This is a genomic window from Streptomyces tailanensis (assembly GCF_008386495.1).
GTDB lineage: Bacteria > Actinomycetota > Actinomycetes > Streptomycetales > Streptomycetaceae > Streptomyces > Streptomyces tailanensis.
The window spans coordinates 112,804-132,301 of the sequence record NZ_VTHJ01000022.1 but is presented as its reverse complement, the minus strand read 5'-3'; the positions used below and the strand labels follow the sequence as shown (position 1 = coordinate 132,301).

Genomic DNA, 19,498 nt, shown 5'->3' with positions numbered 1-19,498 from the left:
GCGGCTCCATCCTCTGGCTACGCAGCCTGCCAGCCCTCCCGTGATCTCAACTCAGAACAGGCCCTAGCAGGGGGACCGCCAGTAACGTGAAATTTGGCGATCGGTGACCGGAAAGGGCGTTCTTCTGCCCGGCCTGCCCCTGTTCGGTGTGATCCGGGGCAGTGTCCCCGCCGTCCGGTCCGTGAAATTCTGCGCTCGCACCGCGCACACCAGGGTTACCGAAAAGTACGATGGCGGCGCGGCGCACACCGCAAGTGGACGATTTTGGGAGGCGGCGTGACAGCCATCGAGCAGACAGAGGCGGCACGCCCGCGGGGCACTCGCCTTCCGCGCCGAGCCCGACGGAACCAGTTGCTGGGCGCCGCCCAGGAAGTCTTCGTGGCCCAGGGGTATCACTCGGCCGCGATGGACGACATCGCCGAGCGCGCGGGCGTCAGCAAACCGGTTCTCTACCAGCACTTCCCGGGCAAGCTCGATCTCTACCTGGCCCTGCTGGACCAGCACTGCGAGTCCCTCATCCAGGCCGTACGCGGCGCGCTCGCGTCGACGACCGACAACAAGCAGCGCGTACGGGCCACGATGGACGCGTACTTCGCGTACGTCGAGGACGAGGGCGGCGCCTTCCGGCTGGTCTTCGAGTCGGACCTGACGAACGAGCCCGCCGTGCGCGAGCGCGTCGACAAGGTCACCACCGAGTGCGCCGAGGCGATCCGCGACGTCATCGCCGAGGACACCGGCCTGTCGCGCTCGGAGGCCATGCTCCTCGCCTCGGGTCTGGGCGGCCTCGCCCAGGTCGTGGCCCGCTCCTGGCTGCACAGCGACCGCAGCGTCCCGCGCGAGCAGGCGGTGCAGCTGCTGGCCTCGCTGGCCTGGCGCGGCATCGCCGGCTTCCCGCTGCACGGGACCGACCACCACTGACCGCACCACGGCCCGGTCCGGGGTTTTGTTCCCACCCTCTGTTCGCTGTTGGCGTTCTTGAGCGGAGCGTGGACGTCCCCTCACCGGGCTAATGTGTGCTGGGTACGGCGCGGACGCCCGCGCACTTCACTGACCGTCGGAGGGACATAGCCGTGGAGGTCAAGATCGGCGTGCAGCACGCGCCCCGCGAGATCGTTCTGGAGAGCGGTCAGAGTGCCGAGGAGGTCGAGCGTGCCGTTGCCGAGGCGCTGGCCGGCAAGTCGGCGCTGCTGAGCCTCACGGACGAACACGGCCGCAAGGTCCTGGTCCCGGCCGACCGTCTCGCGTACGTCGACATCGGCGAGTCGGCGGTCCGCAAGGTGGGTTTCAGCGCGCTGTAGTTCAGCTGTAGTTCAACGGGCACAGCCCAACAGGCCCAAGGGAGGGGCCCGGTGGTGTGAACCACCGGGCCCCTCGCCATGTACCCGTCCCGCGTCGCCGCCCCATGAAATCCCTTGAAATCCCTGAATCCCTTGGGCCCGACGCACACAGGTGGCGCACAACTCCTCCTCGGAGGAGGATTGCGTTGGTTGACTCGCGGGTAGGACCGGCTACGACCGATTTGCCCAGGCCATGGCCGTGCGGGAGGGAAACCGATCATGTTCTTGGAAGCACTCGGATCCGCGATCCTTGGCCTCGCCCTGGCCTGCGCCGCAGCCTACCGACTGCCGCACCGCCTGCCGTCCCGCACCCTCGTCCTGCCGACCGGCGTGGCCGGCGCCCTCTTCGGCGCCTTCCTCACCCACACCGCTCTGGGCTCCGCCACCTACCTGCTCATCCTCACCGGCGCCCTGATCGTCGCGGCAGCCTCACTCTCCCTGCTCCTGAGGCCAACGGAACGCTTTCGACGCAGCAGCTCGGCAACGGCGTAGGAGGGATCGGGCGCCGTAGAAGGAAGCGGCGCCTTGCAAGGGGCGAAGCCCCTAAGGGGCGCGGGGAACTGCGCGACCAGCCACCAACGACCCGCAGCCGCCAGCCAACACAGACCCCAACGGCGACCAGGCGCCCCCGTTCAGGCCGCGAGGCCCAGCGCAGCCATCCGCTTCGTGTGCGCCTCAGTGATCCGCGAGAACATCCGCCCCACCTCGGCCAGATCGAACCCATCGGCAACCCCGCCCACCAGCATGGTGGACAAGGCATCCCGGTCGGCGACCACCCGCTGCGACTGCGACAGCGCCTCCCCCATCAACCGCCGCGCCCACAGCGCCAACCGCCCGCCCACGCGCGGGTCCTCGTCGATCGCGGCCCGCACCTTCTCCACGGCGAACCCGGCGTGCCCGGTGTCGTCGAGCACGGCGAGCACCAGCCCGCGCGTGTCGGCGTCGAGATGGGCCGCGACCTCCCGGTAGAAGTCACTGGCGATCGAGTCGCCGACGTACGCCTTGACGAGCCCCTCCAGCCAGTCCGACGGCGCCGTCTGCTTGTGGAAGCCGTCGAGCGCGCCGACGAACGGCTCCATGGCCCGCGTCGGCTCCTCCCCGATCTCCGTGAGCCGGTCCCGCAACCTCTCGAAGTGGTGGAACTCGGCGGCCGCCATCTTCGCCAGCTCGGCCTTGTCGACGAGCGTCGGCGCCAGCTTCGCGTCCTCCGCGAGCCGTTCGAACGCCGCGAGTTCCCCGTACGCCAGCGCTCCGAGCAGATCGACCACGGCGGCGCGGTACTGCGGGTCGGCGGAGGCCCGGTCCCAGTCCTGGGCGGCGATCCCGGTGACCTCGGCGGCGGTGTCGGCCGCGTCTGCCGTGTCAGCGGTGGCGGCGGAGTTCTCAGGCTCAGGCTTGTCAGACGTCGTCATGAAGCGCACAATAGCCCGCTCGCCGTAGGGCGGAAGGGCCCGGTCAATCAGTGTGACAACGACTACGTGACCAAATCGGCCATCGCATGTGCGCGATTCCGGGGTATGGTGGTAATGCGCCTGCTGAGTACGTCGACGTACCTGCGACATCTCGGGTATCTCGACCGTCTCTCGACAGGCCGCACGCATGAGGATGCCCGGTCGGTGGCCCGATCGGCTCCGACCCGACAGCCCTCCTTGTTCCGTACGGCATTCCGCGCACGGCGTCCGGAGGGAACCCCTCAGCGGTATGAGCGCTAGAGCGTCGGCAGTGGTCCCGTGCCACACGGCCCGCCCGTGAGGGCGGCCGACGTCCCCTCGGCACGGTCAGACGACCCGACCCCCGCGCTCGCGCCACACCGCGTACACAGAAGAGGCAGCACCCTGACTACGACTTTTCGAGATCTCGGAATCTTTCCCGAGACGGCCGAGGCCCTGGAGGCCGTCGGCATCATCACCCCCTTCCCCATCCAGGAGATGACGCTCCCGGTCGCCCTCTCCGGCACCGACGTCATCGGCCAGGCCAAGACCGGCACCGGCAAGACGCTCGGCTTCGGCCTCCCGCTCCTCGAGCGCGTCGTCGTCCCCGCCGACGTCGAGGCCGGCCGCGCCAAGCCCGAGGACCTCGTCGACTCCCCGCAGGCGCTCGTCGTCGTCCCCACGCGCGAGCTGTGCACGCAGGTCACCAACGACCTGCTGACCGCGGGCAAGGTGCGCAACGTCCGCGTCACCGCGATCTACGGCGGCCGCGCCTACGAGCCGCAGGTCGAGGCCCTGAAGAAGGGCGTCGACGTCATCATCGGCACCCCCGGACGGCTCCTCGACCTCGCCGGCCAGAAGAAGCTCAACCTGAAGCACGTCAAGTGCCTGGTCCTCGACGAGGCCGACGAGATGCTCGACCTGGGCTTCCTGCCCGACGTCGAGAAGATCATCAACATGCTTCCGGCCAGGCGTCAGACGATGCTGTTCTCGGCGACCATGCCGGGCGCGGTCATCGGTCTGGCCCGCCGTTACATGTCGCAGCCGACCCACATCCGTGCCACGGCGCCGGACGACGAGGGCGCGACGGTCGCGAACACCTCGCAGCACATCTACCGCGCGCACAACATGGACAAGCCCGAGATGGTCGCGCGCATACTGCAGGCCGACGGCCGGGGACTGGCCATGGTCTTCTGCCGTACGAAGCGCACGGCGGCCGATCTCGCCGACCAGCTCAAGCAGCGGGGCTTCGCCTCCGGCGCGGTCCACGGCGACCTCGGCCAGGGCGCCCGTGAACAGGCCCTGCGCGCCTTCCGCAACGGCAAGGTGGACGTCCTCGTCTGCACCGACGTCGCCGCCCGCGGCATCGACGTCGAGGGTGTCACCCACGTCATCAACTACCAGTCCCCCGAGGACGAGAAGACGTACCTGCACCGCATCGGCCGTACGGGCCGCGCCGGTGCCAAGGGCATCGCGATCACGCTCGTCGACTGGGACGACATCCCGCGCTGGCAGCTCATCAACAAGGCGCTGGACCTCGGCTTCAACGACCCGCCGGAGACGTACTCCACCTCCCCGCACCTCTTCGAGGAACTGAGCATCCCCGCGGGTACGAAGGGTGTTCTGCCGCGCTCCGAGCGCACCCGGGCCGGGCTGGAGGCCGAGGAGCTGGAGGATCTCGGCGAGCCGGGCGGCCGTGGGCCGCGCGGTCGTGGTGGCCGTTCCTCGGGCTCGTCGTCCGCCGAGCCCGAGCGTCCGGCGCATACGCCGCGCCGCCGCCGTACCCGTGGTGGTGCGACCGTCGACGGGGTGTCCCCGGAGGCCGCCGCGGTCACCGAGTCCGCGCCGTCCACACAGGCTCCGGGCGCCGACTCCGCCGAGTCCGAGCCCCGTACGCCGCGCCGCCGTCGCCGTACCCGTGCCGGTGCGGCTCCCGCCGCGGAGGCCGTGAGCGCGGCCGAGGCCGTGCTGGAGACGGTCGAGGGCACGTCCGACAAGGCCGCCGAGGAGACCCCCGGGCCGCGCCGTCGCCGCACCCGTAGTAAAGCGACGCCCGCCGCGGAGAGCTCGGTGGAGACGGCCGAGGGCACTCCCGCGGAGGCCGATGCCCAGGCTGTGGAAGCGGTCCAGGCCGTCGAGGCCGTCGAGGAGGCGGCCAAGCCGCGTCGCCGCCGGACCCGTAAGTCGGCGGCCGCGGAGCCCGTAGTGGCTGCTGTCGAGACCGTGGAAGCCGCGCTCGACACGGCCGAGGGCGCGACCGACACCGAGCCCGCCAAGCCGCGCCGCCGGACCCGTAAGGCCGCGGTGACCGTCGAGGCGGCGCCCGTCGAGACCGTCGCCGAGGAGGCCGCCGCCGAGGTTGCCGCGCCGAAGCGCCGTCGTACACGGAAGGCCGTCGAGGCCGTGGTGGAGGCCCCGGAGGCCGTGACCGCCGAGTCGGCCACGGCCGAGGCTCCCGCCAAGCCGCGCCGTCGTACGCGGAAGGTCGCGGAGGCCGCAGAGGCTGTGGTCGAGGTGGCGGAGGGCGCTGCCGAGGCCGCCGTCGCCGAGGCGCCGAAGCCGCGGCGTCGCACGCGCAAGGCCGTGCCCGCGACGGAGGCCACGGTGCCGACCCAGCCGACCGAGGAGCAGGCCACGAAGCCGCGGCGGACGCGTAAGGCTGCGGCCGCGGTTGCCGCCGAGGAGTCGGGTGAGGCGCCGGCGCCTCGTCGGCGGACTCGTAAGGCTGCGGCTGCCGTGGAGCCGACGGAGGGCTGACCCGGCCCTCAACCAGGCGTAGGCCCGGTCCCCTTTCCGGGGGCCGGGCCTTTGGTGTTCCGCGTGGTGTTCTTCGCCCCCGCCGCCCCTACCCGTCCCATCCTCAGGGGCGGCTGCCCCTTCAACCCCGCCCTTTTCTGGGGGCTGCCGCCCCCAGGCCCCCGCTGGGGGATGAAGGGTGGCTGCGGTGCGTTTGTCCGTGACGGTCGTGTTTGACTGATCGCGCAGTTCCCCGCGCCCCTTAAAAACACGCAGTGGGCCGGAGTGTAGAACTGGTCACCAGCCCGCCCGCCGGACCCCACCGCCCGTTACCCTCCCCCCATGAGTCGTCCTCCCACGTTCACCCCGCCCCCCGGCGCCCGCGCCCACCGTCTTCGTACCGCTCGCGGAGAGTTCGCCGTGATCGAGGCGGGTGTGGCGGTGAAGGGGTCCGTGCTGATGGTGCCGGGGTTCACCGGTAGCAAGGAGGACTTCATCGCTCTTCATGAGCCGCTGGCGGAGGCGGGGTACCGCACGGTGGCCGTGGACGGGCGGGGGCAGTACGAGAGCGAGGGGCCCAAGAACGACGAAACTCCGTACGCACAGGCGGAGTTGGCACAGGATCTGCTCGCGCAGGCACGGGTCGTGGGCGACGGCGAGCCCGTCCATCTCGTCGGACACTCCCTCGGCGGTCAGATCTCCCGCGCCGCCGTACTGCTGGACGCGGCCCCCTTCGCCTCGCTCACGCTGATGGCGTCGGGGCCGGCCCAGATCTCGGCCTCCCAGCAGCAACGCGTGAAGCTCTTGCGGGACGCCCTGGCCGTGATGGGCATGGAGCAGGTGTGGGACGCGATCCAGGCGATGGAGCCGCCGGAGGAGACCGACACGGGCGCCCTCGGCGAGGGGCTGGACGACCGCGCCGACCTGCGCCGCCGCTGGCTCGGCAACAGTCCCGCCCAGCTGATCGCCACGGGCCGTCAGCTCTGCGCGGAGCCCGACCGCGTCGCCGAACTCGCCGCCGTCGACCTGCCCAAGCACGTCCTGTCCGGTGAGCGCGACGACACTTGGCCGATCACGGTCCTCGACGACATGGCCGTACGGCTGAGCGCCCACCGCACCGTCATCCCCGGCGCCGAGCACTCCCCCAACACCGACCAGCCGAAGGCGACGGCCGACGCCCTCATCGGCTTCTTGGACCAGATCAGCGGCTGAGCCTTCTGGTGCCCGCTCAGTACTGGGCGCGCAAGTGCTCCCAGAAACCGTCCCGCAGGGCCCGTCGCAGGTCCGCCTGTCCCCGCAGCGAGTACTGGAGCAGCCCCTCCGCCTCGACGAGCAGATCCTGGTCGACCGAGCCGGGCAGGTACGGGTGGCCGTGGAGGAGTTCCTGGAGCGTCTCCCGGCCCCGGGAGGCCAGCCACTTCGCGGCGATCTGTGCGCCGACGAAACGGACGTCCTCCCGGGTGGGGCGGACGCTCGCGGCGGCCTCATAGGTCGCGGCGGTCCGCCGTGACACATACGGCTTGAAGAAGTCGAGGTCGAACGTCCGCTGGCTGTCGACCTCCCAGAGCAGCGGCTCGGCCTGGTTGCGGCCCTCCGGCGCCTCGATGCCCCACAGATGGACCCGTGCCCCGTAGCCCTGCGCGGCCTCGACCGCCGAGACCAGGTCCTCGTCGCCGCCGAGGAGCGCCGCGTCGCTGATGGCGCGGTGCCGGGCCAGTGACTCCAGGTCGGTGCGGATCAGGGAGTCGACGCCCTTCTGCTGGTTGTTCGCGTTGAGGTTGCCGAGCCGCACCTTCACGTCCGGCAGTTCCGCGATGGACTGCTGCTCCGCCGTGTGGATGCGGCGCCGCGCCCCGTCGTACCAGTAGACCCGCAGCAGCCGGCTGTCCGCGAAGATCGTGCGCGCCCTGTCGATCAGCGCTTCGATGAGACCTTCCGCATCGAGGTCGAAGGACCGCCGGTCCTCCGTCCCGGCGACGAGCCGCCCCACGGCCGCGTACAGATACCCGGCGTCGACGAAGATCGCATGCGTCGAGGGCGTCTTCGCCACCTCGGCGAGCATGCGCTGCAGCAGCTCGTTCGTACGGTCGATGCGGGCGCCGAGCGCCGCGAGGTCGTCGTTCATATGCATCCATTGTCCCGGCGGTCACGCTGCGAACACAACCGGTCCCAATCAGTCTTCCAGCTTCCTGGTAGACGCACTCCGACCATCGCTTACCGGACAGTAATTAGCTTCTCGAAAATTTTCCTTAGCGTAGGGAATGTTTGTAACATGCATACCGTTGAATCCTCATGGAACCCGGGCACCGACGACCCGCGTACCACCACCAGTAGTTCTCCTCAGGAGGATGACCAGACGAAGGGAGAAGCCCTTGCGCTTCGAAATCCTGCGACTCGACGATGTCGACGGCACGCCCGTGGACAGCACCGTCGTGGACGCCGCCTCCGTCAACCGGATCGTGCAACAGGCCGCCGCCATCGGGCAGCGCATCTGGATCCGCCCGGCTGACGTGACCGCCTCGTAGTACGCGGTCCGTTCACACTTCAGAGCCCCGTACGGCATCGGTGCCGTACGGGGCTCTGCGTGTGCGCGGGTGGCCGACGCGGCCTCAACTGCCCTGGATCACCTGGGTGACGCCGTTGATGATCTGCTGCACGGCGATCGCGGAGAGCATCATCCCCGCGAGCCTCGTCACCAGCACCACACCGCCGTCCTTGATGACCCGGATGATCAGCAACGAGTACCGCATCGTCAGCCACAGCACGACATGGATCGCGAGGATCGCGACCCACACGGACACCTGGGTGGCCACACTGTCCGCCTTCTGCACCGCGAGGATCACCGACACGATCGCACCCGGACCGGCCAGCAGCGGCATGCCCAGCGGGACGAGGGCGACGTTCACGTCCTTGGTCTGCTTCGGCTCGTCCGTCTTGCCGGTCAGCAGGTCGAGCGCGATCAGCAGAAGCAGCAGCCCGCCCGCCATCATCAGCGCGGGCACGGACACATGCAGATAGTTCAGGATCTGGTGACCGAGAAGCCCGAAGACCGTGATCACCCCACCGGCGACACACACGGCCTGAAACGCCATCCGCCTCTGCGTCCGCGCGGGACGACCGGCGGTGAGCCCGAGGAAGATCGGCGTGATCCCGGGCGGATCCATGATCACGAAGAGAGTGAGAAAGAGCGAGCCGAAGACGGCGAGATCGAACACGGGGTGCCTTGCGGAAGTGAAGAACAAGCAGGAGGGCGACCCACAACTACTGTGGGCAGTCGTTCCGCAGGGCGATGGGGGCACCGCCCGCTCGAACGAAGTCGAGAGTGGGGGAGGGTGGGCAGGGCCAGCAGCCGCCGGGTGCCGTAAGACGAAGGGGCGACCTAGCTCCCGCCCGCCCCCGGGACGGGAAACCCTCCGGTGGCCCGCCGCGTGATCTCCCCGTACACATCGGGGTCGGTCGTGTACTCGCCGAGCACGCAGGTCTTGCGGCTGCCGTGGTAGTCGGAGGACCCGGTGGTGAGCAGCCCCAGCTCCTTCGCCAGGCCGCGCAGTCGGGCCCGGGTCGCCGGGTCGTGGTCCATGTGGTCGACCTCGATGCCGTCGAGTCCGGCGGCGGCCAGTTCGGCGATCGCGGACTCCGGGACGGTCTTGCCGCGCTTGACGGCGGCCGGGTGCGCGAAGACGGCGACGCCGCCCGCGCCCTTGATCAGCCGGATCGCGTCGAAGGGGTCGGTCTCGTGCTTCTCGACGAAGGCACGGCCGCCGTCGGCGAGCCACTGCTCGGTGAAGGCGTCGCTCACGGTCGGTACGACGCCGAGTTCGACAAGGGCGGTGGCCACGTGCGGCCGCCCCACGGAACCGTCACCGGCGATGCGCGAGACCTGCTCCCAGGTCACGGGCACGCCCAGCTCGTTCAGCTTGGCTATCATCCCGCGGGCCCGCGGCACCCGGTCGTCCCGCACCAACTCGCGCTCAGCGAGCAGATCGGGCTCCTCGGGGTCGAACAGGTAGGCCAACATGTGCATGCTGACACCGTCCAGCCGGCACGACAGCTCGGCACCGGTGACCAGCGTGAGCCCCTGCGGCAGCGCGGCGATCGCCTCGGCGTACCCGCGCGTCGTGTCGTGATCGGTCAGCGCGACGACGTCCAGCCCGGCCTTGGCCGCGTTCCGCACGAGCTCGGCCGGAGTGTCCGTACCGTCGGATGCCGTGGAGTGACAGTGCAGATCGATGCGCACGAGGCGGACTCCAGGCATGACGGGACACAAAAGAAGCGGACGCTCAAGAATAACGCGTACCCGAACCACATTTGTCACACCTGAAACCGCCGACTGCCCCCTACAGAGTTCGCGAGCAGCTCGGGTGAATCGGTTGTTCGGTGACTGCGAGTGCGTGGGGTTTCTCGCGCAGTTCCCCGCGCCCCTGACTTTCCCGGGCCGACCCGGAGCTATCAGGCGCCCGGCGAATCAAGGATCCGCGCCCTACGGTTCCAAGATCCGCGGTGACAGCGCCCCGCAAGGCAGCAGCTCCACCTCCGCCCCCGCGTCCCGCAGATCTGTCAGCACCAGTTCGTCGTACATCAGCAACCCGGTCTGCTCGGGCCACACGACCGCCCACAGCCACAGTCCGAGCGCCTCCCCGGCGAACACCGCACGGTCGTCGGGGGTGGCGGAGACATGCCAGAGAGGCGTCGGGCGCCCGGCGGCCAGGACCTTCGCCTGGGGCGGTTTCTCGACGCTCAGATACGGGCCGGGGTCGGGGCCGTCGATGCCCGCGTACCGCGCGCCGAGGCCGACGCCGAGTTCCTCGGCGATGAGCACCAGCTCCCCTATCCCGCCGAGCGGCCCCGGGCCGGAGCAGGCCACGGCGGTGGCGCGGCCCCCGCTGCGGTCGTCACCGGCGAACGCGGCCCCGGTGAACAGCCAGCCCACAGGCAGCGGCCACGGCATCCACACGGGCACCTTGGCACGGTGCACCACAACGCTGAGGGCCTCGACGCTGGGCGGGATCACGGGCTGCAGCGGGTGCACCGTCCCGTGCACAGCGCACTGCCAGGAGTCGGCAAAGAGGCCGGGAGCCCTGACCCGGCCACCACACTTCGGGCAACTGGGTTCGCCCCTCATAGGGCCCAACGGTCCTCCCCGTGCTTCCTCGCGTCAAGGACGATCACCCGTCCGGCGTGTGCGCGTCACATTCCGCTCACGGACACCGGATCCCGGACAGCGGCTCGCCCACTTGGCCAACCAACGGAATCAACTACCCGCACGTCCAAGGGAAGCGGCGATTTTCGGCCACCTGCCGGGCGCCCTCCGGTCACGTACGCCGTGCCGTCCGTCACACCAGGGAGTCGAAAGAGGAGTCGGAATCGGTCGGTCCCGTCAGTCCAGGGGGACCGACTTGCGGACCGGGTCGCGCAGATCCGTGCCGTGCGTGAGCCAGCGCTCCTGGAGGGCCTGGGCGCCATGCACCCGCTTCCAGGCGGCCTCGTTGGCGGTCATCGGCAGGAGGGGCAGAAAACGTACGGGGTCGGCGGGGGCGTCCAGTTCGAGGTCCTCGACGAGGCCGCCGGACTCGGCGACGAGGACGGAGGTGAAGAGGGCGCCCGGCCAGAGCGGCTCACCCACGTCGAGGGAGGCGCCGGGGGCCACGACCACGCCTTCGACCTGCGGTGACGCGGCGAGCACGGCGAGCGGGCGGAGCACCTTGTCGGTGTCGGCCGCCCCGTGCCGTACGGACAGGACGAGCTCGGCGCGCGGGCCCTTGACGGGGTCGGCGAGCATCGCGGTCGGGTCGGCCATCGGCTGGAGGGACATGCCGAGGGTGGCGTAGCGGACGAGGTCTCCGTCGGTGAAGCGGAGGACCTCGATGCGGTCCGTACCGAGGAAGGTGACCGCGGCACGCGCGTCCGGTTCGCCCAGCGCGGTGCGCAAACGGGCCTCCACCAACGGAAGAACATCAGCCATGAGCCGAGCATAGAACTCGTCAGGAACCGGCAAACGGGCACCTTGACACTTCAGTCGACTGTTAGTCTTGGGCGCCGGTCAGGTCAACACACGAGCAGCACGCAGAAGCGTCGCTCTCAAGACCTCGGCCGAGAACTGACTCCCCTACGGGGAACCCCGAGCGGGGCATGGAACGTCCCTTACGAGGGACCGGCCGGAGGAGGTGGGGCTGCGATGGACCGAAGTCGACCGTGCAGTACCACCCGCTCTTCCGCCCACTGAGTTCCGTAGCTCTGGCTTCAACTCTCTGCTTGGCTGCCACCCTCACTCGCGTCGTGCCGTCCGTCGGTCGTCGCGCAACGGAAGAGCACTTCTTTCCCGTCTTGATCTGAATCGCTGATCTGAATCAAGCGAAGCTGTCACCGCGACGGTGCGGTGCTCCCCGCTTTGTGGACGTGCCAAACATCCGCAGTCAAAACGTCCCCATTCCGGGTAGTTCCAACCGTCGTCGGCGGCCTTTCGTTGCGAAGGAGTCTGCCCATGTCGATGATCAACAACCTGCGTGCCGCGGTCCGCCCGACCCGTACCTCGCACCTGTCGCTGCGCAAGGACGGGGGCCCGTACGACGCCACGCGCCCGGCGGAGGCGACGACGGCCGTCGTGGACTGCGCCGTCTACCGCGACGGCGTGCGCGTCGCCACCGAGCGCTGCCTGACCCCGCACGAGGCGATCCGTCAGGTGCGCCGGGACGGCGGCTTCGTCTGGATCGGGCTGCACGAGCCGTCCGAGGCCGAATTCTCCGGTATCGCCGCCGAGTTCGGGCTGCACCCGCTGGCCGTGGAGGACGCGGTGCACGCGCACCAGCGGCCGAAGCTGGAGCGGTACGACGACACCCTCTTCACCGTCTTCAAGACCATCCACTACGTCGAGCACGACGAACTCACCTCCACCAGCGAGGTGGTCGAGTCCGGCGAGGTCATGTGCTTCACCGGGCGGGACTTCTTCATCACCGTCCGGCACGGCGGTCAGGGTTCGCTGCGCGCGCTGCGCCACCGGCTGCAGGACGACCCGGCGTTGCTCGCCAAGGGCCCCTCGGCCGTGCTGCACGCCATCGCCGACCACGTCGTCGACGGGTACGTGGCCGTCGCGGACGCCGTCCAGGACGACATCGACGAGGTGGAGACCGAGGTGTTCTCGCCGGGGCGCAAGGGCACGCCGCGGGGTACGGACGCCGGCCGGATCTACCAACTCAAGCGCGAGGTCATGGAGTTCAAGCGCGCGGTGCTGCCGCTGGTGCGGCCCATGCAGCTGCTGAGCGAGCGGCCGATGCGGCTGGTCGACCCCGACATCCAGAAGTACTTCCGTGACGTGGCCGACCACCTCGCCCGCGTCCAGGAGCAGGTCGTCGGCTTCGACGAACTCCTCAACTCGATCCTCCAGGCCAACCTGGCGCAGGCCTCCGTCGCCCAGAACGAGGACATGCGGAAGATCACCTCGTGGGCGGCCATCATCGCCGTACCGACGATGGTGTGTGGCGTGTACGGCATGAACTTCGACTACATGCCGGAGCTGCGCTGGAAGTTCGGGTACCCGATGGTCCTGACCATCACGGTCGCGATCTGCTTCGGCATCCACCGCACGCTCAAGCGGAACGGGTGGCTCTAGCCGAGGGGCGGTTTTGCGGGGCCCGGCTAGGCTGCTGTTCATGACGGAACAGCTGCTCGACCGGGCCCTCGTCGAGGAGGCCACCAAGAAGTCCGGGCTCATCTGGGTGCGGGGCGACGGGGTGGCGTCGCGTGCGCTGTGGCATGTCTGGCACGAGGGTGCGGTGTGCCTGGTCGGCGACGGGCCGGGGGAGCAGCCGTTGCCGGGGCTCGTCGACGGGGGTTCCGCCGTGGTCACCGTGCGCAGCAAGGACAAGGGCGGGCGGCTGGTGACCTGGGACGCGACGGTCGTGGAGCTGGCCGCGGGCTCTGTCGAGTGGGAGGCCGCGGTGGCCGAGCTCAAGGGCAAGCGGTTGAACGCGCCTGATGGTGAGGCCATGCCGGAGCGGTGGGGCCGGGAGTGCCGGGTACTTCGCCTGGAGCCGACGGGGACCACGTCGCCGTTGCCCGACGGCGACCTGGCGGCGGTGCCGGTGCCGACGCCCGCGACTACGCGGAGGCCGATTCCGGCGGGGTTGCCCAGGCTGCTTCTGAAGCGGCGCAAGAAGGCGTAGGAAGGCTTAGGAAGGTTTAGAAGTAACGCTCCGCCACTACGACGTGGGCAGCTGCTTGCCGTAGTCCACCACCGACTTCTCGTCCGGTTCCTTCAGGGTGAAGTCCTTGCCCCAGTCGGTGAGGAGGATCGTGCCGGCGTCGCCCGCGCGGACCAGGCGGAGGGGGTACGGGGTGCCCTCCAGGGCGACGTCGAGGGTGCCGCCGGAGCCCTTGTCGCCGGTGATGCGGATCGTGCGGGTGCCGGACTGATCATGGTAGCCGTCGGTGGACAGGGCGCCGTGGAGGGTGAGCAGCCCGTCGAGGAGGACGTCCTTGTCGGTGAAGCCGCTGAAGCGCTTGTAGGCGGGGTCGCCGGTCGGCACCTTCACGTACATGCCGTCCAGCTTGTCCGCGGCGGCCGCCTCGGCGTCGTCGTCGCCGCCCTTGCCCTCCTCCTCGGGGGCCCAGAAGTCGGCGTCGGCCTTGAGGAAGAGGTGCTCGCCGACCTTCAGCAGCCGGAAGGTCGAGCCCTCCGCGGTCACCGAGCCCGTGCCGCCGCCCTCCTTCAGGCGCATGTCCAGCTTGTACGTCTTGCCGTTGCTCACCACGGCCCCGGAGAGCCGGACCGCGCCCGCCGCGGTGGCGGCCGCCTTGGTCTTGCTCTGGATCTGTGCCGGTTGCAGCTTGCCGACGCCGTTGGTGCCCTCGTTCGGATCCTCGCTGCACCCGGTGAGCCCCAGCCCGCTCGCCACGAGGGCGCAGACGGCGCTCACCAGTGCGGCCCTTCGGGTACGGGGAATGAGAGTCACAGACGACACACCTCTTCGTGGGGAGTCCAGGCGTACCGCAGAGTACCGGGGCTCCCGCCGCGCCACGGAGGCAGTCCGTCCGCACCGCTCACCAGGGCATATCCGATCGGGACGGGCTAGCCTGAAGCCCTCCTCCGCGGACAATCCCGTATGACTCCGTATGACTCGCGTGATTATCGCGAAAGGCTCACTCCACATAGAGGACACAAGGCTCACACAAGAGGAAGGGGTGGCTCATGGCGCCCGTGGCGACCCGGATCTTCGTCTCGCACCTCTCCGGAGTCGCCGTCTTCGACCCGAACGGCGACCAGGTGGGCCGGGTCCGTGACCTCGTGGCCATCCTGCGGGTCGGGCGGAAGCCGCCGCGGCTGCTCGGCCTGGTCGTCGAGCTGTCCACGCGGCGCCGGATCTTCCTGCCGATGACCCGGGTCACGGGAGTGGAGTCCGGCCAGGTCATCACCACCGGCGTCCTGAACGTGCGCCGCTTCGAGCAGCGGCCCACCGAGCGGCTCGTCATCGGGGAACTGCTGGACCGTCGCGTACAGCTCGTGGAGACGGGTGAGGAGGTGACGGTCCTCGACATCTCGGTGCAGCAGCTGCCGGCCCGCCGCGACTGGGAGATCGACCGGGTGTTCGTACGGAAGGGGAAGGGCGGGGCGTTCCGGCGGCACCGGGGCGAGACGCTGACCGTGGAGTGGTCGGCGGTGACCGGGTTCTCGCTGGAGGAGCACGGGCAGGGCGCGGAGAGCCTCCTCGCCACCTTCGAGCAGCTCCGCCCGGCCGACCTCGCCAACGTCCTGCACCACCTCTCCGCCAAGCGCCGGGCCGAGGTCGCCGCCGCCCTCGACGACGATCGCCTCGCCGACGTCCTGGAGGAGCTTCCGGAGGACGACCAGATCGAGATCCTCGGCAAGCTCAAGGAGGAGCGGGCCGCCGACGTCCTGGAGGCCATGGACCCGGACGACGCCGCCGACCTGCTCGCCGAGCTGCCGGAGGAGGAGCAGGAGCGGCTGCTGACGCTGATGCGGCCGGAGGAGGCGGCGGACGTACGCCGGCTCCTGGCGTACGAGGAGAAGACCGCCGGCGGTCTGATGACCACCGAGCCGATCGTGCTGCGCCCGGACTCCACCGTCGCCGACGCGCTCGCCCGGGTCCGCGAGCCCGACCTCTCCCCCGCGCTCGCCGCCCAGGTGTATGTGTGCCGGCCGCCGGACGAGACCCCGACCGGCAAGTACCTCGGCACGGTCCACTTCCAGCGGCTGCTGCGGGACCCGCCGTACTCCCTGGTCAGCTCGATCCTCGACAACGACCTCCAGCCGCTCGATCCGGAGGCCCCGCTGCCGGAGGTCGCCGGGTTCTTCGCGACGTACGACATGGTCGCGGCGCCCGTGGTCGACGAGAGCGGCTCGCTGCTGGGTGCGGTGACCGTGGACGACGTACTGGACCACATGCTGCCCGAGGACTGGCGGGAGACGGAGTTTTACCTGGACGAGGACGGCGGGGACGTCGAGGGGGCCGCCCATGGTTCCTGAGCGCGACGGGCGCGGAGGACGAGACGGGCGCCGGGGACGAGACGGTCGTGACGGGCGGATCGGAGGGCTCGGGGGGCGCGAGCGGGATCACGCGGGCGCGCCCATGCGCGAGCGCACGCCTTCCTCCGGTGCGCCCGTACGGGAGCGCATGCCCACCGGGGTCACCGCGCGCCCACGTACGCGCCTGGACCTGCCCCTGCCGCGCCGGGCCAGGTTCCTGCCCGAGTGGGACCCGGAGGCCTTCGGACGCTTCTCGGAACGGATCGCACGCTTCATCGGCACCGGGCGGTTCCTCGTCTGGATGACGGTCGTGATCATCGTGTGGGTGCTGTGGAACATCTCCGCGCCGAGCCACCTGCGCTTCGACGAGTACCCGTTCATCTTCCTGACGCTGGTGCTGTCCCTGCAGGCCTCCTACGCCGCCCCACTGATCCTGCTGGCGCAGAACCGGCAGGACGACCGCGCCCGGGTCGAACTCGAACAGGACCGCAAGCAGAACGAACGCTCGATCGCCGACACCGAGTACCTGACCCGGGAGATCGCGGCGCTGCGCATCGGTCTGGGCGAGGTCGCCACGCGTGACTGGCTGCGTTCCGAACTCCAGGACCTGACCAGGGGGCTGCACGAGCGGAACGGGGACGGACGGGTCGTATTCCCGGTGGAGCACCCCCGCGGGCGTGATGAAGGCGACCGCTGACGGGCTTTCCGACGCCCCCGCCGGTCGCCGTACCATCGTCCTTATGGCTATGGAAGACGCGGTGCGTGAAGCACTGGCGACGGTGAACGACCCCGAGATCAACCGGCCCATCACCGACCTCGGGATGGTCAAATCGGTGGAGATCGATGCGGACGGAGCGGTCGCGGTCGCCGTGTACCTGACGGTCTCCGGCTGCCCCATGCGCGACACGATCACGCAGCGCGTGACGGAGGCGGTCTCGCGGGTCGAGGGCGTCACCCGCGTCGACGTCGAGCTCGACGTCATGAGCGACGAGCAGCGCCGCGAGCTGGCCTCCGCCCTGCGGGGCGGCCAGGCCGAGCGCGAGGTCCCGTTCGCGAAACCGGGCTCCCTCACGCGCGTGTACGCCGTCGCCTCGGGCAAGGGCGGCGTCGGCAAGTCCTCGGTGACGGTGAACCTGGCGGCGGCGATGGCGGCCGACGGTCTGAAGGTCGGTGTCGTGGACGCCGACATCTACGGCCACTCCGTGCCACGCATGCTCGGCGCCGACGGCCGTCCCACCCAGGTCGAGAACATGATCATGCCGCCGTCCGCGAACGGCGTGAAGGTCATCTCGATCGGCATGTTCACCCCCGGCAACGACCCCGTCGTCTGGCGCGGCCCGATGCTCCACCGCGCCCTCCAGCAGTTCCTGGCGGACGTGTACTGGGGCGACCTGGATGTCCTTCTGCTCGATCTGCCCCCGGGTACGGGCGACATCGCCATCTCCGTGGCCCAGCTGGTCCCGAACGCCGAGATCCTCGTCGTGACGACGCCTCAGATGGCGGCGGCCGAGGTGGCGGAGCGCGCCGGCTCCATCGCCGTCCAGACCCACCAGAAGATCGTCGGCGTCGTCGAGAACATGTCCGGCCTCCCCTGCCCGCACTGCGACGGGATGGTCGACGTCTTCGGCACGGGCGGCGGCCAGGTCGTGGCGGACGGTCTGACGCGTACGACCGGTACGACGGTCCCGGTCCTCGGCAACATCCCCATCGACGTCCGCCTCCGCGAGGGCGGAGACGAGGGCAAGCCGGTGGTCCTGACCGACCCCGACTCCCCCGCCGGCTCGGCCCTGCGGGCCATCGCGAGCAAGCTGGGCGGCCGCCAGCGGGGCCTGTCGGGCATGAGCCTGGGCATCACCCCGAGGAACAAGTTCTAGGGCGATCTCAGGGCTCGCTTCGAAGCTTGGGGTGCTGCTGCTTTCAGGGGCGCGGGGAACTGCGCGACCAGCCACGACGGACCCGCAGCCCCCAACGAACCCTGCACTCCTACGGCGATGAAGGGCACCGCAACCAAACGAAGCGGTGCCCTTTCGCTTATGCGTATGTGGCGATGTCCTTGATCATGGCGAAGCCAAGACCGTACGCGCTCATCCCTCTCCCGTACGCCCCCACATGCACCCCTTCCGAGGTCGACCCGGCGAGCACCCACCCGAACTCGGACTCCCGGTAGTGGAACGGCGTAGGCACCCCGTCCACCGGCAGGGACAGCGTCGACCAGTCCGGCCCGGCCAGGTCGTCCGCCAGCACCCACGCCGCCTCGGTCTGCTGGTCCAGCCAGTCGTCCCGCAGGGAGTGGTCCAACTGCCCGGGCCACGTGAAGGACAGCAGCCCCACGCCCGCGAGCCACGCCGCCGAGGAAACCGACGTGGCTTCCAGCAGCCCCGTACCGTCGGCGCTCCTCCGGGACGGATTCGCGGCGACGGTCACCACCACCGCGAACCGTTCCTTGGCCTCGTCGTCCGCCCCGGCGGCGTACTCGTTGCGCACCGAGGGCTCGTCACCGTGGCCGATCGAACCGTGTTCGACGGCACCTTCCGCCGACGTACCCACCTGCATCAGCCAGCGCGGCCCTGTGAAGGCCTCGTCGAGGCCGTACCACGGGAAGGGCGCCAGCAGGTAGCCGTCGACCGTGCGTCGGGCGGAGGGGACCTGTTGTCCGCCCTCCGCGGCCGACGCCTGCGCGCCTACCCGACTCGTCGTCTCCATCTGCCCGGACGCCTCCTCGCTCTAGGCGGACCGGAGCGGCCCGCCCCCCTCGGGCGTCGTCGCTCGCTCTGCGTTCGGTCCGCACAACAACTGGGCAGCATAGCCACAGCGCTCCGAGCAGCAGGGAAAACGCCCGGCGCGTAGGACGGCGTACGGGCGGCTTCGGGCCGTACGGAGATGCGTGACCGGTATGAATCGCATCACGTACGGGGCGCGGCAGCACGCGGAGGTACGGCGTACAGCCGAGATGGCGTACGGCTCAGGTGGCGTCCATGTCGTAGGGCGGACGCTCGTCCTTCTCCAGGGCGGCGCGCTTCTTGCTCATGTCGACGGAGCCGCCCGAGGAACCCGACGTGGAGGCGGCGGCGGACGAGGTCTCGGACTCGCGGCCGTGGACCGCGTCCGTGAGCTCGGCCATCTCCTTCTTCATGTCGAAGCCGTTGCGGATCTCCTTCAGCCCCAGGTCGTCGTTGTCCAGCTGCTTGCGGATGAACGTCTTGGGGTTGAGGTCCTCGAACTCGAAGTCCTTGAACTCCGGGCCGAGTTCGTTGCGGATGTCCTGCTTGGCGCTGTCCGAGAACTCACGGATCTTGCGGATCGTGCGCGTGACGTCCTGGATCACCTTCGGGAGCTTCTCCGGACCGAAGACGAGCACGGCAAGGACGATGAGCGTCGCCAGCTCGAGCGCACCTATGTCATTGAACACCTGAAGCTCCTTGCGATGTCCTCGGTCGCGGCCCTCGGCAGATCTTCCGCGGTCCGGCAGGTCTTCCGTGGTCCGGGCCGGGTCCACGGTACCCGGCGATCCTGTC

General features: G+C 69.8%; 20 protein-coding genes. 11 read left to right on the top strand and 9 right to left on the bottom strand.

The genetic code is table 11. From position 1 onward, the window contains the following. The first annotated feature begins 276 nt into the window (after positions 1-276). From F3T56_RS20085 to F3T56_RS20075, 3 genes are all read left to right on the top strand, one after another. Positions 277-918 carry a TetR/AcrR family transcriptional regulator gene (locus F3T56_RS20085; protein WP_149826559.1) on the top strand — a complete coding sequence of 214 codons (642 nt, stop codon included), beginning with the start codon at positions 277-279 and terminating at the stop codon, positions 916-918. A 152-nt stretch (positions 919-1,070) separates the two neighbouring features. Further along, on the top strand, positions 1,071-1,298 hold the full coding sequence (locus tag F3T56_RS20080; protein ID WP_172639037.1) for a DUF3107 domain-containing protein: 228 nt from the start codon (positions 1,071-1,073) through the stop codon (positions 1,296-1,298). Between the two features lie 258 nt (positions 1,299-1,556). After that, the gene (locus tag F3T56_RS20075; RefSeq protein ID WP_149826557.1) at positions 1,557-1,829 is read left to right on the top strand and encodes a hypothetical protein; all 273 of its coding nucleotides are present in this window, start codon (positions 1,557-1,559) and stop codon (positions 1,827-1,829) included. A gap of 140 nt (positions 1,830-1,969) precedes the next feature. Here F3T56_RS20075 and F3T56_RS20070 read toward each other — a convergent pair whose 3' ends face one another. Next, positions 1,970-2,758 carry a ferritin-like fold-containing protein gene (locus F3T56_RS20070; protein WP_149826556.1) on the bottom strand — a complete coding sequence of 263 codons (789 nt, stop codon included), beginning with the start codon at positions 2,756-2,758 and terminating at the stop codon, positions 1,970-1,972. Positions 2,759-3,265: 507 nt separating this feature from the next. Between F3T56_RS20070 and F3T56_RS20065 the strand changes: the two genes are divergently transcribed. Both F3T56_RS20065 and F3T56_RS20060 read left to right on the top strand, forming a co-directional pair. Beyond that, positions 3,266-5,524, top strand: a complete 2,259-nt coding sequence (locus F3T56_RS20065) for a DEAD/DEAH box helicase (protein ID WP_246203713.1) — start codon at positions 3,266-3,268, stop codon at positions 5,522-5,524. A 321-nt stretch (positions 5,525-5,845) separates the two neighbouring features. After that, on the top strand, positions 5,846-6,715 hold the full coding sequence (locus F3T56_RS20060) for an alpha/beta fold hydrolase (protein WP_149826554.1): 870 nt from the start codon (positions 5,846-5,848) through the stop codon (positions 6,713-6,715). A gap of 16 nt (positions 6,716-6,731) precedes the next feature. Here the strand turns inward: F3T56_RS20060 and F3T56_RS20055 are convergent, their stop codons facing one another. Next, positions 6,732-7,628 carry an NYN domain-containing protein gene (locus tag F3T56_RS20055; RefSeq protein ID WP_149826553.1) on the bottom strand — a complete coding sequence of 299 codons (897 nt, stop codon included), beginning with the start codon at positions 7,626-7,628 and terminating at the stop codon, positions 6,732-6,734. Positions 7,629-7,875: 247 nt separating this feature from the next. Here F3T56_RS20055 and F3T56_RS20050 point away from each other — a divergent pair, with 247 nt between their 5' ends. Further along, the gene (locus F3T56_RS20050; RefSeq protein ID WP_149826552.1) at positions 7,876-8,028 is read left to right on the top strand and encodes a hypothetical protein; all 153 of its coding nucleotides are present in this window, start codon (positions 7,876-7,878) and stop codon (positions 8,026-8,028) included. 84 nt (positions 8,029-8,112) lie between these two features. Here F3T56_RS20050 and F3T56_RS20045 read toward each other — a convergent pair whose 3' ends face one another. The 4 genes from F3T56_RS20045 to F3T56_RS20030 all read right to left on the bottom strand — a co-directional run bounded on the left by F3T56_RS20045 (position 8,113) and on the right by F3T56_RS20030 (position 11,465). Then, positions 8,113-8,718 (bottom strand): MarC family protein, encoded by a 606-nt coding sequence (locus tag F3T56_RS20045; protein WP_149826551.1) that lies wholly within the window; start codon positions 8,716-8,718, stop codon positions 8,113-8,115. 164 nt (positions 8,719-8,882) lie between these two features. Continuing rightward, positions 8,883-9,740 carry a PHP domain-containing protein gene (locus F3T56_RS20040; RefSeq protein WP_149826574.1) on the bottom strand — a complete coding sequence of 286 codons (858 nt, stop codon included), beginning with the start codon at positions 9,738-9,740 and terminating at the stop codon, positions 8,883-8,885. A gap of 243 nt (positions 9,741-9,983) precedes the next feature. After that, on the bottom strand, positions 9,984-10,625 hold the full coding sequence (locus tag F3T56_RS20035) for a DUF6758 family protein (protein WP_149826550.1): 642 nt from the start codon (positions 10,623-10,625) through the stop codon (positions 9,984-9,986). Positions 10,626-10,880: 255 nt separating this feature from the next. Next, entirely contained in the window at positions 10,881-11,465 is a 585-nt protein-coding gene (locus F3T56_RS20030; RefSeq protein ID WP_149826549.1) for a suppressor of fused domain protein, read from the bottom strand. A gap of 519 nt (positions 11,466-11,984) precedes the next feature. Here F3T56_RS20030 and F3T56_RS20025 point away from each other — a divergent pair. Both F3T56_RS20025 and F3T56_RS20020 read left to right on the top strand, forming a co-directional pair. Further along, on the top strand, positions 11,985-13,109 hold the full coding sequence (locus tag F3T56_RS20025; protein WP_149826548.1) for a magnesium and cobalt transport protein CorA: 1,125 nt from the start codon (positions 11,985-11,987) through the stop codon (positions 13,107-13,109). A 40-nt stretch (positions 13,110-13,149) separates the two neighbouring features. After that, the gene (locus F3T56_RS20020) at positions 13,150-13,662 is read left to right on the top strand and encodes a hypothetical protein (protein ID WP_149826547.1); all 513 of its coding nucleotides are present in this window, start codon (positions 13,150-13,152) and stop codon (positions 13,660-13,662) included. 36 nt (positions 13,663-13,698) lie between these two features. Here the strand turns inward: F3T56_RS20020 and F3T56_RS20015 are convergent, their stop codons facing one another. Next, a complete protein-coding gene (locus F3T56_RS20015) occupies positions 13,699-14,451 on the bottom strand; it encodes a hypothetical protein (RefSeq protein WP_149826546.1) in 753 nt (250 codons plus the stop codon). Positions 14,452-14,687: 236 nt separating this feature from the next. Between F3T56_RS20015 and F3T56_RS20010 the strand changes: the two genes are divergently transcribed. The 3 genes from F3T56_RS20010 to F3T56_RS20000 all read left to right on the top strand — a co-directional run bounded on the left by F3T56_RS20010 (position 14,688) and on the right by F3T56_RS20000 (position 17,857). Continuing rightward, a complete protein-coding gene (locus tag F3T56_RS20010; RefSeq protein WP_149826545.1) occupies positions 14,688-15,983 on the top strand; it encodes a magnesium transporter MgtE N-terminal domain-containing protein in 1,296 nt (431 codons plus the stop codon). Between the two features lie 103 nt (positions 15,984-16,086). Further along, positions 16,087-16,680 carry a DUF1003 domain-containing protein gene (locus tag F3T56_RS20005; RefSeq protein WP_149826544.1) on the top strand — a complete coding sequence of 198 codons (594 nt, stop codon included), beginning with the start codon at positions 16,087-16,089 and terminating at the stop codon, positions 16,678-16,680. A 43-nt stretch (positions 16,681-16,723) separates the two neighbouring features. After that, entirely contained in the window at positions 16,724-17,857 is a 1,134-nt protein-coding gene (locus F3T56_RS20000; protein WP_149826543.1) for an Mrp/NBP35 family ATP-binding protein, read from the top strand. Positions 17,858-18,014: 157 nt separating this feature from the next. Here the strand turns inward: F3T56_RS20000 and F3T56_RS19995 are convergent, their stop codons facing one another. Both F3T56_RS19995 and F3T56_RS19990 read right to left on the bottom strand, forming a co-directional pair. After that, positions 18,015-18,686: a hypothetical protein gene (locus F3T56_RS19995; RefSeq protein ID WP_149826542.1), complete on the bottom strand. Its 672-nt coding sequence runs from the start codon at positions 18,684-18,686 to the stop codon at positions 18,015-18,017. Between the two features lie 259 nt (positions 18,687-18,945). Beyond that, a complete protein-coding gene (locus tag F3T56_RS19990) occupies positions 18,946-19,392 on the bottom strand; it encodes a sec-independent translocase (RefSeq protein ID WP_149826541.1) in 447 nt (148 codons plus the stop codon). Positions 19,393-19,498 lie beyond the last annotated feature (106 nt).

Coding starts and splice junctions, on each gene's coding strand:
- F3T56_RS20030 (WP_149826549.1), bottom strand. CDS start 11,465: ATGGCTGATGTTCTTCCGTTGGTGGAGGCCCGTTTGCGCACCGCGCTG.
- F3T56_RS20065 (WP_246203713.1), top strand. CDS start 3,266: ATGACGCTCCCGGTCGCCCTCTCCGGCACCGACGTCATCGGCCAGGCC.
- F3T56_RS20025 (WP_149826548.1), top strand. CDS start 11,985: ATGTCGATGATCAACAACCTGCGTGCCGCGGTCCGCCCGACCCGTACC.
- F3T56_RS20055 (WP_149826553.1), bottom strand. CDS start 7,628: ATGAACGACGACCTCGCGGCGCTCGGCGCCCGCATCGACCGTACGAAC.
- F3T56_RS20060 (WP_149826554.1), top strand. CDS start 5,846: ATGAGTCGTCCTCCCACGTTCACCCCGCCCCCCGGCGCCCGCGCCCAC.
- F3T56_RS20035 (WP_149826550.1), bottom strand. CDS start 10,625: ATGAGGGGCGAACCCAGTTGCCCGAAGTGTGGTGGCCGGGTCAGGGCT.
- F3T56_RS20010 (WP_149826545.1), top strand. CDS start 14,688: ATGGCGCCCGTGGCGACCCGGATCTTCGTCTCGCACCTCTCCGGAGTC.
- F3T56_RS19995 (WP_149826542.1), bottom strand. CDS start 18,686: ATGGAGACGACGAGTCGGGTAGGCGCGCAGGCGTCGGCCGCGGAGGGC.
- F3T56_RS20075 (WP_149826557.1), top strand. CDS start 1,557: ATGTTCTTGGAAGCACTCGGATCCGCGATCCTTGGCCTCGCCCTGGCC.
- F3T56_RS20000 (WP_149826543.1), top strand. CDS start 16,724: ATGGCTATGGAAGACGCGGTGCGTGAAGCACTGGCGACGGTGAACGAC.
- F3T56_RS20005 (WP_149826544.1), top strand. CDS start 16,087: ATGCGCGAGCGCACGCCTTCCTCCGGTGCGCCCGTACGGGAGCGCATG.
- F3T56_RS20020 (WP_149826547.1), top strand. CDS start 13,150: ATGACGGAACAGCTGCTCGACCGGGCCCTCGTCGAGGAGGCCACCAAG.